At 40.9% G+C, this 13,402-nt stretch carries 14 protein-coding genes; 3 read left to right on the plus strand and 11 right to left on the minus strand.

Features of this window, described 5'->3' with window-relative positions:
• The first annotated feature begins 24 nt into the window (after positions 1 to 24).
• The gene (locus ACAY00_RS09705) at positions 25 to 1,044 is read left to right on the plus strand and encodes an NHL repeat-containing protein (protein WP_371372897.1); all 1,020 of its coding nucleotides are present in this window, start codon (positions 25 to 27) and stop codon (positions 1,042 to 1,044) included.
• Positions 1,045 to 1,066: 22 nt separating this feature from the next.
• Positions 1,067 to 2,095, plus strand: coding sequence for a helix-turn-helix domain-containing protein (locus ACAY00_RS09710; protein ID WP_371372899.1), 1,029 nt, complete (start codon positions 1,067 to 1,069; stop codon positions 2,093 to 2,095).
• 49 nt (positions 2,096 to 2,144) lie between these two features.
• Here the strand turns inward: ACAY00_RS09710 and ACAY00_RS09715 are convergent, their stop codons facing one another.
• The 11 genes from ACAY00_RS09715 to trmJ all read right to left on the minus strand — a co-directional run bounded on the left by ACAY00_RS09715 (position 2,145) and on the right by trmJ (position 12,131).
• A complete protein-coding gene (locus ACAY00_RS09715; RefSeq protein WP_371372901.1) occupies positions 2,145 to 4,067 on the minus strand; it encodes a M48 family metallopeptidase in 1,923 nt (640 codons plus the stop codon).
• Positions 4,068 to 4,091: 24 nt separating this feature from the next.
• Complete coding sequence (locus ACAY00_RS09720; protein ID WP_371372903.1) at positions 4,092 to 4,685, minus strand: LemA family protein; 594 nt, start codon at positions 4,683 to 4,685, stop codon at positions 4,092 to 4,094.
• Between the two features lie 325 nt (positions 4,686 to 5,010).
• Positions 5,011 to 5,349 carry an ISC system 2Fe-2S type ferredoxin gene (gene fdx / locus ACAY00_RS09725; RefSeq protein ID WP_371372905.1) on the minus strand — a complete coding sequence of 113 codons (339 nt, stop codon included), beginning with the start codon at positions 5,347 to 5,349 and terminating at the stop codon, positions 5,011 to 5,013.
• Positions 5,350 to 5,351: 2 nt separating this feature from the next.
• The gene (gene hscA / locus ACAY00_RS09730; RefSeq protein ID WP_371372907.1) at positions 5,352 to 7,217 is read right to left on the minus strand and encodes a Fe-S protein assembly chaperone HscA; all 1,866 of its coding nucleotides are present in this window, start codon (positions 7,215 to 7,217) and stop codon (positions 5,352 to 5,354) included.
• 32 nt (positions 7,218 to 7,249) lie between these two features.
• On the minus strand, positions 7,250 to 7,777 hold the full coding sequence (gene hscB, locus ACAY00_RS09735; RefSeq protein ID WP_371372909.1) for a co-chaperone HscB: 528 nt from the start codon (positions 7,775 to 7,777) through the stop codon (positions 7,250 to 7,252).
• Positions 7,778 to 7,823: 46 nt separating this feature from the next.
• Positions 7,824 to 8,147 (minus strand): iron-sulfur cluster assembly protein IscA, encoded by a 324-nt coding sequence (iscA, locus tag ACAY00_RS09740; RefSeq protein WP_371372911.1) that lies wholly within the window; start codon positions 8,145 to 8,147, stop codon positions 7,824 to 7,826.
• A 24-nt stretch (positions 8,148 to 8,171) separates the two neighbouring features.
• Positions 8,172 to 8,555 (minus strand): Fe-S cluster assembly scaffold IscU, encoded by a 384-nt coding sequence (gene iscU / locus ACAY00_RS09745; protein ID WP_371372913.1) that lies wholly within the window; start codon positions 8,553 to 8,555, stop codon positions 8,172 to 8,174.
• A 75-nt stretch (positions 8,556 to 8,630) separates the two neighbouring features.
• Positions 8,631 to 9,845, minus strand: coding sequence for an IscS subfamily cysteine desulfurase (locus ACAY00_RS09750; protein WP_371372915.1), 1,215 nt, complete (start codon positions 9,843 to 9,845; stop codon positions 8,631 to 8,633).
• A gap of 26 nt (positions 9,846 to 9,871) precedes the next feature.
• Complete coding sequence (gene iscR / locus ACAY00_RS09755; RefSeq protein WP_371372917.1) at positions 9,872 to 10,378, minus strand: Fe-S cluster assembly transcriptional regulator IscR; 507 nt, start codon at positions 10,376 to 10,378, stop codon at positions 9,872 to 9,874.
• 189 nt (positions 10,379 to 10,567) lie between these two features.
• Complete coding sequence (gene cysE / locus ACAY00_RS09760; RefSeq protein ID WP_371372919.1) at positions 10,568 to 11,371, minus strand: serine O-acetyltransferase; 804 nt, start codon at positions 11,369 to 11,371, stop codon at positions 10,568 to 10,570.
• Positions 11,372 to 11,393: 22 nt separating this feature from the next.
• Positions 11,394 to 12,131 (minus strand): tRNA (cytosine(32)/uridine(32)-2'-O)-methyltransferase TrmJ, encoded by a 738-nt coding sequence (gene trmJ / locus ACAY00_RS09765; protein WP_371372921.1) that lies wholly within the window; start codon positions 12,129 to 12,131, stop codon positions 11,394 to 11,396.
• Between the two features lie 378 nt (positions 12,132 to 12,509).
• On the opposite strand from trmJ, the gene suhB reads away from it, so the two are divergent.
• Complete coding sequence (gene suhB / locus ACAY00_RS09770; RefSeq protein WP_371372923.1) at positions 12,510 to 13,313, plus strand: inositol-1-monophosphatase; 804 nt, start codon at positions 12,510 to 12,512, stop codon at positions 13,311 to 13,313.
• Positions 13,314 to 13,402 lie beyond the last annotated feature (89 nt).

A 13,402-nucleotide genomic window follows, 5' to 3' on the forward strand; every position in this document is an offset into this window, starting at 1 on the left:
ATAGGACACTTAAGGCCTGATAACATGAAAGATCTTAATTTTAATAAAGTAAATCTAAGTAACTCACTTCCACCGTTATTCAAATGGATGTTGAGAATTTCTTTTGCCTTGTTGATTTCAGGTTGTGACGGCGCAAAAGAAATGCAACTCACCCCTATAACAGTTATCGAATCATCTGATCCCGCTTTAGTTAACATAGACTCCATCGCAATCAGTGATAATAAAATCTATGTTTCGGACTTTCATGACATAAAAGTATTTAACAACCAAGGAAATCTTCTTCAGGTTATCGGCTCTGCAGGTGACAATGACGGGCAATTTAGAGGCGAAGTGATTGGCTTAGCGATTAATTCGAGAAATGAATTATTGGCTGTTGATATGGACGCAGCGCGTATTCAAGTGTTTAATTTAGATGGTAAATTTATCCGAAGCTTTGGTGTAAAAGGTGATAAAAATGGGCAGTTTTTACAACCTCAAGGGCTAACGGTAGATCAATATGATCTCATTTATGTATCTGATAAACAGCGTAGTGATATTCAAGTTTTTTCCCCTCTGGGCGAGTATCTTTATACCATTGGACAAAAAGGCAGTGGTCAACAAGATTTGTCTGAGCCAGAATCTATGGCGATTCGAAATAATAAAATTTATATTGCTGATGAAAATAATCACCGCATACAAGTCTATGATTTAAGAGGTCATTATATCGAAACCTTGCCACAAAATAAGATTTTATTAACCAAAACGCAAGAAGCCAGCATCGACGATATTATCTTTACCACTGGGATTAATAAGCGATTTAATCGACGCCCTGCCGGTGATATTGAAGGATTAGCATTTGATAATGACAATACATTGTATTTTATAATTGAAGATTTAGGTAAAATTGCCCGACTTAAAGATGGTAGTATAATATCCAGTTTTACCTCTTCGTTACAACTTATTAGTCCTGACGGGATTGCTTTTAGCTCCGATCATAAAATACTTTATGTTGTGGACCAAGGTAACAATAGAATATTAGCATTTGATGTATCATCAATCGATTAAACCACTAGCTACTTAAATTAATATGCAAAAATCAAAAGATAAATCTATCCAAAGTAAATTAGCTCTACTTCAACTGGCGGAAGAATTGAACGTATCTAAAGCATGTGAGCTTATGGGTTATAGTCGTGATAGTTATTATCGGTTTAAAAAGCTATACGCCACAGGCGGTGAAATGGCGCTTAAAGATATTGACAGGCGTAAACCTATTCCTAAAAACAGAGCTTCCAGCGAAGTTGAAAAACAAGTGGTTGAAGTGGCGTTAGATTACCCTAATTATGGGCAAGAAAAAGTAGCTCGTTTGTTGCAAAGTCGTCATGTGGATATATCTGCAAGTGGTGTTAGAGCGATCTGGAAACGTCATGACTTAGAGTCAAAAAATAAACGATTAAGAGCATTACATGCTCTAGTCGAACAAGAAAATTTCCCTCTATCCGATGAGCAGAAACTCAGTATTGAGCGTTTACATCAGATGACCCAAAACCAACTGGAATTAGACGTCAAATTTCCCAGTCACCTAGGCGTTCAAGATACCGTTTATATTGGCAATATTCAGGGGGTAGGCGATGTATATCAACATACCTTTATTGATGCCTACTGCAAAGTGGCTTTAGTACGTCTATACCAAGATAAGAGCCCAATCGAAGCCATCGACTTCTTAGAAAATTATGTATTGCCTTGGTATCAAAAACATGATTTAAAATTAAAACAAATACTTACTGACAAAGGTGGGGAATTTTATGGCAAGCCCGAACAGGGCGGAAAATACCAAGCCCAGCTGAAAAAATATCATATCGATCATATTACAATGCGAGCGTACAATGGACCAGAGGTGAACGGGATCTGTGCGCGTTTCCATACCATGCAAAAAAGCAACTTTTACGATATTGTGATCAGAACACAAGGTTTTAATTGTTTAGATGAATTACAAGGCGTATTACAGTACTGGGTAGAAAAATATAACGAAGAGATCCCTCATCATGAGCGTTTTTGTTATGGCAAACCCCCAATGCTGACGTTTAAAAATAGCGTACATTTAGCCCCAAAAAGTTAAGTCTATGAGCTAATTAGATTTACTTAGGTGACTCCCAAAGTGATTGCGTTCAGCTAGCGGATAAAGTTGGTGGCATCGGGCAGTCAAGCGTATCGGCGATGGCCCGAATTAATTCCATTTCTTGATGACTAAATCGTTTGTCGCAAGTGGCAATGAGCAAACAACCTCTTAAGATATCTGGCTTAGATTTTACTTGTAACTGTACTAACGTCATTAACGCATTATCGAGTTCACTAAATTGACATTGTTCAACGCTAAGAAAACGTAATTTAGGCATAGAAGTGATTGTTCTAACTTCTAATAATACTTGGTGTCGCTCTAGATTATCGTCGACGAGATAATAAAGTAACGTACTAAAGAGTACCTCTGCCTGATGCTGACATTGCTCAATTGATAAGCTCTTATCAACACGATTGGCTTTTTCAAAAGATGCCCCTAGATGGCGAACCACCATGCGCTTTAGCACCCATTCAAATAAAGCAAAATGATGATCGCAATCAATTAACATTTGCATGGTGTTAAGCAGATGTTGGTACTGGGTTTTATTCAGTGCTTGTAATAACGGCAGGCTGATATCAATAAGTGGTAGGCGAAAACGAGGATGTAAACGCAATACAGCGCGATAAATGCTTAATACGGTGTCAAATACTTCCTGCTCACAGAGACCGTGTAACTCTTTTAATTGCTCTTCTTGGATGAATTTATCGCTATCAAGTAGTAAGCAATAAATAAACGCTTGTGCCCCAGTTACGGTACGAACGGAATCAAGGATATTACTAGGAACGTCTATGAGAAGCTGATGCGCATAATCAAGGTGTTGTTGGCTTATATTACCAATACTGTCTAAGACTTGTTCAGCGACCACAACACCTGCGACCCCTTTAGCAATAGCTTCCTTTGTCATACTCTTCTGTTGCGAGCTCGTACTCTCACTCTTTGCTGCTTGTGGTTTGGCTTTTTGATTATGGATTTTATTTTGCAGTTCAAAATAAGGCGCAATGCGTTTAATGCGTTTTTGTAATGGCGGATGGGTTGAAAATAAAGAGTCGACAAACGAGCTTACGCCTTGACTAAAATAGGCGTGGCTCATTTGTGGCGCTAAGGGACTATCTAGGGTCGAGCCATAGGGATTGTTTTTAATTTTTGTTAGCGCCCCTGCGATGCCGTCTTTGCTTCGCGTATATTGCACAGCTGATGCATCGGCTAAGTATTCTCGTTGCCGACTAACCGCCGCTTTAATTAAACCGCCAAAAAAATTGCCACTAAAACCAACGGCGATTAAGCCAAGCCCTAAAGCAAATAAAGCCGCGGTATTTTTATTGTTACCACGTACCGAACGTAAGATGTAATAGCCAATGTAGCCAATCAGTAAAATCCCATGCAAGATGCCAATTAGGCGCATATTTAAGCGAGTATCACCATGTAGGATATGACTAAACTCGTGCGCGATAACCCCTTGTAATTCATCGCGAGTTAACTGCTCTAGACAGCCTTGAGTGACCCCAATAACAGCATCAGATGCTCTATAACCTGCGGCAAATGCATTAATACCAAGCTCATTGTGTAATAGGTAAACGGCAGGTACTGGTGAGCCCGAGGCTATAGCCATCTCATCAACGATATTGAGTAGCTGCTTTTCTTTGCTGTCTCGGGTATCGTAACTAATACGCTGGCCGCCAAGTAATTCTGCGACCTTTTTACCACCAGAGCCTAAGCTTAACGTTTTGTATGCACTACCACTAAAAATGATCAAACTTACGACACACGCAACCATTATGGCTTGCTGCCAATCAAACTGTTGACCGATCAATGCTAGGGTATAAAACTGATTGGGTTGGATGGTTAAATAAGCTTGTAGCGCCATAACAATGGCATAGGCTACAACAATAAGGCCGAAGGTGGCAGCAATAAATAACAGGATCAATAAGCCTGTTTTGCGCTTTGCATCATCTTGCGCTTGAAAAAAATCCATGGCCGTAAGCTATTATCTCAAAGGTTAAAACGACACTTTCGGCGCTTGTTGAATTTGCGCAGAATCCGCAAACTCCAATAGACTTGCATCGGTGGCATGCCCCAATAAATTGGCAAAAATAGTTTGTGGAAAGCTTTGTTTATAGGTGTTGTAACTCATGACTTGATCATTAAATGCTTGGCGAGCAAAACTGACCTTATTTTCAGTGCTGATCAGCTCTTCATTAAGCTGCATCATATTTTCATTGGCTTTTAAGTCGGGGTAATCTTCCATCACCATATTAAATTTACTCATTGCCCCCATCAAAGCTTGTTCAGCACCTTGTAATGATTGCATCGCTTGCGGGTTGCCTGGCTGTGCGGCGGCAGATGCAAGCCCTTTTGTTGCGTTGTTACGAGCAGCGATAACCGCTTCTAATGTTTCTCGTTCATGGCTCATATAGGCTTTAGCTGTTTCAACTAAATTTGGAATTAAGTCATAACGACGCTTTAATTGCACTTCGATTTGGGCAAAAGCATTCTTATAACGGTTTTTTAAAGCCACTAATTTATTAAAAATACCAATAACATAAAGTACAGCAACAACGACGACAATTAAAATGATGATTGAGCTACTCATAAGAACCCCTACAGGTTGTTTGTTAATATAATGTTAGTTTGCCTACAGAACAAAAAGTGTGCAAGCAATGAATGCGAAAAAATTCATAAGCCCATGTGTTTATTATAAAAAACAAGCAATAGAAATTTCAACGATAAGTTTAAGCGGGAGTTGTAGGGTTGAATGAGTGAATAGATTGAAGGAATTTAAGCCTGAGGTTTGCTGTTATGCCAGTAATTAAAACTTTTGGTATTTGAACCTGGGTATTAATAAAAATCGATAATAAAAAAGGGTAATAACAAGTTGTTAATACCCTTTTCATTCAATCAATATAAACGGAGCTAAACTAGTGGTTTTCTGACACCATGTTTACAGTATATTTTGGAATTTCAACTACTAAGTCTTCATCGGCAACGATGGCCTGACAGCCAAGGCGAGACTCAGGTTCAAGTCCCCATGCTTTATCAAGCATGTCATCTTCAAGTTCATCACTTTCTTCAAGTGAGTCAAACCCTTCACGAATAATCATATGGCACGTTGTACACGCACATACCTTTTCACAAGCATGCTCGACGTGAATGTCATTTTTCAGCACCACATTTAGAATGCTTTCACCTGTTTGTGCGTCAAGTACCGCGCCCTCTGGGCATAACTCTTCATTTGGAAGTACAATAATTTTAGGCATGATTAAACCTCATCTACCGAATGTCCGGCCAGCGCTGTTCGAATGGAGGCATCCATTCGACGTTCAGCAAATTTGGCTGTAATTTTATCTACATTTGCAATGGCTTGTTCAATGGCTGAGACATCATCACCAGCTCCAATACGTTGCAACTCTGCTAAAGCCAATTCAATGGCGTCTTTTTCTTCTACGCTCAAAAGCTTGGCGCCATCTTGCGCCAAAGCTGCAGCAACACCTTCATATACCCGTGCAGCTTCAACTTGTTGCTCTTTAAGCATGCGCGCATCCATATCTTCTTTGGCGTGGTTCATCGACTCAGACAACATGTTAATTATGTCATCTTCTTCCAAACCAAACGACGGCTTAACCTCTATAGAGGTTTCAATCCCAGTAGATTTTTCCATCGCTGTAACACTCAACAAGCCATCGGCATCCACTTTAAATGTTACCCGAATATGCGCTGCGCCTGCTGTCAGTGGTGGGATACCTCGTAACTCAAATCTGGCGAGTGAACGGCAATGCTCGACCAGTTCACGCTCACCTTGTAACACATGGATAGCCATCGCGGTTTGACCATCTTTAAACGTAGTAAATTCTTGCGCTTTTGCGACAGGAATGGTGGTATTTCTAGGTATTACCTTTTCCACCAATCCGCCCATGGTTTCAAGCCCCAAAGATAATGGGATCACATCAAGCAATAGCATTTCACTGTCAGGTTTATTACCTGCCAAAATATCGGCTTGAATTGCAGCGCCAATAGCAACAACTTTGTCCGGGTCAATTGAGGTTAACGGCTCGCGATTAAAAAATTGCCCTACTTCACTTCGCACCAATGGTACACGAGTAGAACCACCAACCATCACGACCTCACTAATATCCATAGCCGTTAAGCCAGCATCTTTTAACGAACGTCGACATGAACGTAAAGTTTTGGTCACCATTGGCTGAATTAACTGATTAAGGGTATCTCGAGTAATTGCACAAGTGAAATCATCACCATTGGACAACGAAAAATTCACCTCAACCTGGTCAACATTAGTAAGCTGTTCTTTAGCATAGCGTGCTTGCTTAAGTACTTCTCGTTCCATATTGGTAGAGAGAGGCCTTTGCACTTTGGCTTGCTCCAGTAGGTAGTCCACTAACGCGATGTCAAAGTCATCACCACCTAAAGCAGAATCACCACCAGTGGCTAATACCTCAAAAACCCCTTTGGTTAATCGCAAAATGGAAATATCGAACGTACCACCGCCAAGATCATATACGGCAATAACCCCTTCTTTCTTGCTGTCTAAACCATAGGCTACAGCGGCCGCGGTTGGCTCATTAAGTAAACGCAGTACATTTACCCCAGCTAAAGTGGCAGCATCCTTGGTACTTTGACGCTGAGCATCGTCAAAATAAGCCGGTACGGTTATTACCACACCTTCAAGGTCGCCACCTAGTGATTCTTTAGCTCGATTAACCAATTTAGATAAAATTTCAGCCGATACTTGTACTGGGTTTATTTCACCTGCACGAGTAATTAGGCTTGGATGATTCTCTTCGCCTGCGAACTGATATGGTAAAGCTGGATACTTATTAACGATATCCGTTTTCGAACGTCCAATGAGGCGCTTAACCGATACGATGGTATTTTCAGGATCTGTTACGGCAAACTCTTCGGCTTCAAGACCTACTAGCGTATGCTCTTGTTGGTAGTGGACAACGGACGGCACGATATCTTGACCATTAAGGTCAGCTAAGGTTTCAGGTAAACCGCTTTTAACGGTTGCCACCAAGGAATTGGTTGTGCCTAAGTCGATACCTGCCGCTAACCTATGTTGGTGAGGGACGGTGCTTAAACCGGGTTCTGCTATTTGTAATAAAGCCATGGGTACTTCTTATCTAATGTAACTTAGGTTGTTTAGTCGTCATACATTGCATCTTCGATGCGCTCTAATTCAAGCTGCAGCTTTTGATAAAACTTTAATTTTCGCAATAACTCACCGGCCTGTTCATTGGCTTGGGCGTTATTAGCGGCTAGCAATTGCTCCGTTTGTTGCCACAATTGCTGAGCTTGTAGATCTAAAGTTTGCTGGGCTGAGAAAATAGCGGCATCGGGATCACTGGCCGTTTCAATTTCGGCCAGCATCTCACGCAGTTCCATTTGTGCCATCAAAAAACTTACATCCTGAAAAGATGCTTGTTCAGATGGAAGCTCAACACCACGCAGTCTGAGTAGGTATTCACCACGTAAAATAGGCTGCTTTAACGTTTGATAAGCATCATTGATTTCTGACGATTTTTGTACCGCCATTAATTGTTGTTGCGAAGACGAATGCGCAAAACGGTCCGGATGGACCGTTTTCTGCAATGTTTGAAATGTCGCTGACAATTCATTTAAATCGAGTGAAAATTTGGCTTCTAAGCCAAATAGTTCAAAGTAATTCAAGAGGCTATCCGTTTAAACAAGGTTTAATTTTAAAATTAGGGTGTGATTATACGTTAAAGCTCTCGCCACAACCACACTCACCTTTTGCATTCGGATTGGTAAACTTAAAACCTTCGTTCAGACCTTCTTTAACAAAATCTAATTGGGTACCATCTAAATGCACCAATGATTTGCCATCGACTATGATTTTAACATTATCAATATCAAATACCTGATCGTCATCGTTAAGGTCATCTACAAATTCCAGTACGTAAGCCAAGCCAGAACAACCGGTTGTTTTAACCCCAAGGCGTAAACCGATGCCCTTACCTCGGTTGGTTAAAAACGTACGTACGCGTTCTGCTGCGGCTGGCGTCATCGTAATTGACATTTAATAACTGCTCCTGAATGTCGATTAATCTTGATGTTTTGCTTTGTAGTCTTCAATCGCGGCTTTGATTGCGTCTTCAGCCAAAATCGAACAATGAATCTTAACCGGTGGTAGAGCCAATTCTTCGGCAATGGCTGTGTTTTTGATTTCAGCCGCTTCATCAATTGATTTACCTTTGACCCACTCAGTCACTAATGAGCTTGACGCAATGGCTGAACCACAACCATAGGTTTTAAATTTAGCATCTTCGATAATGCCTTTGTCATCAATTTTCAACTGTAACTTCATAACATCGCCACACGCAGGCGCGCCGACCATACCCGTTGCAACTTGTGGATCGTTTTTATCAAATGAACCAACATTACGAGGGTTTTCGTAATGGTCGATAACTTTTTCACTGTAAGCCATAAATAACCTCTAAATTCCTATAAAATTGATAAATAGTGCCAAAAAGACTAGGCTTTTTGGCCCATTTGAACTCAATTAGTGGCCAACCCACTCAACACTGTCTAAATCGATGCCTTCTTGATACATTTCCCAAAGAGGCGACATATCGCGTAAATGCCCAATTGCATTACGGATTAAATTAATTGCATAATCCACTTCTTCAGTGGTGGTAAAACGACCAAAACTAAAGCGGATAGAGCTATGAGCCATTTCGTCATTCAAACCTAGGGCACGTAAAACGTACGACGGTTCAAGACTTGCTGATGTACACGCTGAGCCTGATGATACCGCTAAGTCTTTCAATGACATGATAAGTGATTCACCTTCAACAAAGTTAAAGCTCACGTTTAAGTTACCCGGATAACGCTTATCCAGATCACCATTAACAAACACTTGCTCCATGTCTTTGATTCCATCCCACAAACGATCTCGCATCGCAGTAACATGCGCTAAATCTTGTGCCATCTCTTCTTTAGCAATATGACATGCTTCACCAAAACCAACGATTTGATGTGTTGGTAAAGTACCGCTTCGCATACCACGCTCGTGACCACCGCCATGCATTTGAGACTCTAAGCGAATGCGTGGCTTACGACGAACATACAATGCACCAATACCTTTAGGGCCATACATTTTATGAGCGGAGATAGACAATAGATCGACTTTTAACTGTTGCATATCAATGGCGATTTTACCGGCTGATTGCGCGGCATCAACATGGAAAATAATTTTGCGCGAACGACAGATTTCACCAATTTCAGCGATGTCTTGAATCACACCAATTTCATTGTTAACGTGCATGATGCTAATCAAAATTGTGTCTTCACGAATGGCGTCAACCAATTTATTTAAGTCAATTAAACCGTTGCTTTCTGGTTCAAGGTAGGTTACTTCATAACCTTGACGCTCAAGTTCACGACATGTATCTAGTACGGCTTTGTGCTCGGTTTTACAAGTGATGATGTGCTTACCACGTTTGTTGTAAAAGTGGGCAGCACCTTTAATAGCCAAGTTATTTGACTCAGTAGCACCAGAAGTAAAAACGATTTCGCGTGGATCCGCATTGATTAAATCTGCAATTTGGTTACGGGCAATATCAACCGCTTCTTCTGCTTGCCAACCAAACTTGTGAGAACGCGAAGCTGGGTTGCCAAAGAAACCATCAGTGGTCATATATTGCATCATTTTTTCAGCAACACGTTTATCAACAGGTGTGGTTGCAGAATAATCAAGATAAATTGGTAACTTCATTGAACGTTATACTCCAAAACGGTGGCTTACCACTCGTTAATAATTGATCGGGTTGAAATAAGAGTGTCGACAGGCTTCTTTTGATTATGCATAGCATATTGATCATCCTGACGTTTCGACACTTCTTGAACATCGCCTTGGCTGACCAGCTCTGCCAAAGTAATGTTACTTAAAAAGTCGGCGATTCGATTACTTAAATCACGCCATAAATTGTGGGTAAGGCATTTATGCCCCCCTTGGCAATTACCAACACCTTGACACTTAGTCGCGTCAACGCTTTCATTTACGGCATTTACGACATCGGCAACGGCGATTTGGGCAGAGCAACGGCCAAGTCGATAGCCACCACCTGGTCCTCGTACACTGGCAACCAAGCCACTCTTACGCAAGCGTGAAAATAATTGCTCTAGATACGACAACGAAATCCCCTGACGTTCGGATATATCCGCCAAAGGTACAGGGCCGTGTTCAGCATGAATAGCAACATCAAGCATTGCTGTTACTGCATAGCGACCTTTGGAAGTTAATTTCATTGATTCACCTTACCTATTAATATTTCATGACATCATCGTAAATATGTTCTGATTGTCGATGCATTTTCAGAACAGTGTTAATTAATACTTACGGTTACGATGGTGTTTAAAGCGCGCATTTTACTTAACCCAGTAAAATAGTCAACTTAATACCTGAGTATTTTACTCAGGTATTATAGATAGGGCAAGTTAAATTTTAGGATCAAAAGCTTCTGAGGCGGTTTTTCGCTTTTCAGCAGCTTCTTGTTCGTACTCGTTAAATTCACTAACGTGCACAGATGGTAGGTCTTTATCGCAGACGTTCCCCCCAACCGTATTAACAGCGTGGGTAACTTCTTTTAATTTTTCATCCATTAAGTTCATATGGTCTAACATCCGCCCAATTGCCTTGGCAACGGGATCAGGGTTATCAGTTGAAACCGCATAAGCATCAAAGCCAAACTGACTGGCCAGTTTATCACGGTTTTGTTGCTGCTCTATATTGGCGTTAACCACACGACCCGGGATGCCCACGACAGTAGCCCCTTCAGGTACGTCTTTGACCACGACAGCATTAGAGCCAATACGAGCATTATTGCCAACATTTAATGGACCGAGAACTTTGGCGCCGGCACCAATGACAACATTGTTCCCTAAGGTTGGGTGACGTTTGCCAGCTTTCCAACTGGTTCCCCCCAAAGTAACGCCATGATAGACAGTACAATCATCACCAATTTGAGCGGTTTCGCCAATAACGATGCCCATGCCATGATCGATAAAAAATCGTTTACCAATGGTCGCTCCTGGGTGAATTTCAACCCCGGTGAACCAACGAAATAACGTTGAGATTGTTCGAGCAATCCACTTTAAGTTATGACGCCAAAACCAATTGGAAATACAATGTCCCCAAATTGCATGCAAGCCAGGGTAATTGGTCAGTACTTCAAATGTCGTACGAGCTGCTGGGTCACGAGCAAAAACACTTCGAATGTCTTCTTTAATTCGGTTAAACATGGTATTTCCTTGACGTTAGTGATTACTTACTGGCGATTTTATCAATTGACGCCAAAATACCACGTAACATCTTAAGTTCTTTTCCATCAGGTCTGGCACGATTAAATAGGCGCTTAACCTTGGTCATAATTAAACCTGGATGTTGAGGTTGAATAAACCCTGTTTTTAACATCGCACTTTCAAAGTGTTGATAAAAGCGTTCTGTCTCTGCCACTAGAGGGTATTTTTCATCACTCTGTTCTGTTTTATTCGCATCAAATTCAGCTTGTTGATCGGCAAGAAAATTCATTCTTACCTCATAACTTAATGTTTGCACAGCCATAGCTAAATTCAAGGAGCTATATTCAGGATTTGCCGGGATTGCAACATGGTAATGACAAAGTTGTAATTCATCATTGGTTAAACCACTGCTTTCACGCCCAAACACTAAAGCAACAGGGTAGTCTTTACCCTCTTTAACCATTTGCGCACCACATTCTCTTGGTTCAAGCATTGGCCAAGGTAAAGTGCGTGAACGGGCACTGGTACCAACAACTAAGCCACAGTCTTCAATCGCCTCTTTCATGGTTGAAACCACTTTAGCATTGGCAAGAACATCGGTTGCACCGGCAGCTAATGCTTGCGCTTGTCCATTTGGCATTTCAATAGGATCGACCAAAACCAGGTTTTTAAGGCCCATTGTTTTCATGGCGCGAGCGGCTGAACCGATATTTCGACAATCTGAGGTATTAACTAATACAATTCGTACGTTATCTAACATATATTTTTTTTGTCAAACTAATGATGTCGTGATTTTATCACAGCCTTTACACAGACGTCTAAGAATAAAAAACAAACGCAACAGTAAAAACTTGTTATCTATGGGGGATGAAAGCTTTAATAAAAAAACATCCTCAACTATAAATAATACCATCACCACAAGGACATGAAGCTACTAATAGCCTTTTCAATGGTTATTGATGGCATGTTTTACCCCATTGCAAGCGCTAAAGTTATTATAAACGTAATCATTTGTTATTGTGGCTGTAATAACTGTCGCTTAGCTAAAAGTTCTTTGTTATACTTCGCGCCGCTTAATTTCGGCGAATGGGTCGAAACTATTATTGTTCTTTTTACAAAGTAAATTTGGGGTAAACCTATGCATCCGATGCTAAACATCGCAATACGTGCTGCGCGTAGTGCTGGCAACGTTATTTCTCGTGCGTTTGAAAATTTAGATAAAGTTGAGCTTGAAGCTAAAGGTAGCAATGATTTTGTTACTAATATCGATCGTCAAGCTGAGCAAATCATTATTGATACTATTCGTAAATCTTACCCTGATCACTCTATCGTGAGTGAAGAATGTGGTGAATTAGCTGGTGAAAATGCTGACTTCCAATGGATCATCGATCCACTCGATGGTACCGCAAACTTTGTAAAAGGCATTCCTCATTTTGCTGTCTCAATTGCCTTAAAATATAAAGGTAAGTTAGACCAAGCCGTTGTTTACGACCCAATCCGTGGTGAACTATATACCGCAAGTCGTGGCAAAGGCGCTCAATTAAACAATGTTCGTATTCGTGTAAGTAATAATAAAGAATTAGCTGGCACGATTTTAGCGACAGGTTTCCCACACAAAGCTAAACACCACACCGAAGCTTATTTAAATATGTTTGGTGCATTATTTGGCAAATCAGCTGACATTCGTCGTGCCGGTGCAGCAGCTCTTGATTTAGCCTATGTTGCGGCTGGCCGAGTAGATGGTTTCTGGGAACTTGGTCTAAAACCATGGGATACAGCTGCGGGTGAATTATTGGTTATCGAAGCGGGTGGTTTAGTGACTGACTTTGTTGGTGGCCACAACCACGCCCAAAGCGGCAACATTGTTGCGGCCTGCCCTCGTTTATTAAAACCTTTATTAATGGAAATTCGCCCACATTTAACGAGCACGTTAAAGAAATAAGCCGTTAACATAAAACAAATCATTAAACACCTTTTGGCTATGTTGTCATACTAAAAGGTGTTTTTTTATGCCTGTTTTTTATCTCGCCA

This window comes from Thalassotalea sp. 273M-4, from assembly GCF_041410465.1.
In the GTDB taxonomy this organism is placed as follows: Bacteria; Pseudomonadota; Gammaproteobacteria; order Enterobacterales; family Alteromonadaceae; genus Thalassotalea_A; species Thalassotalea_A aquiviva.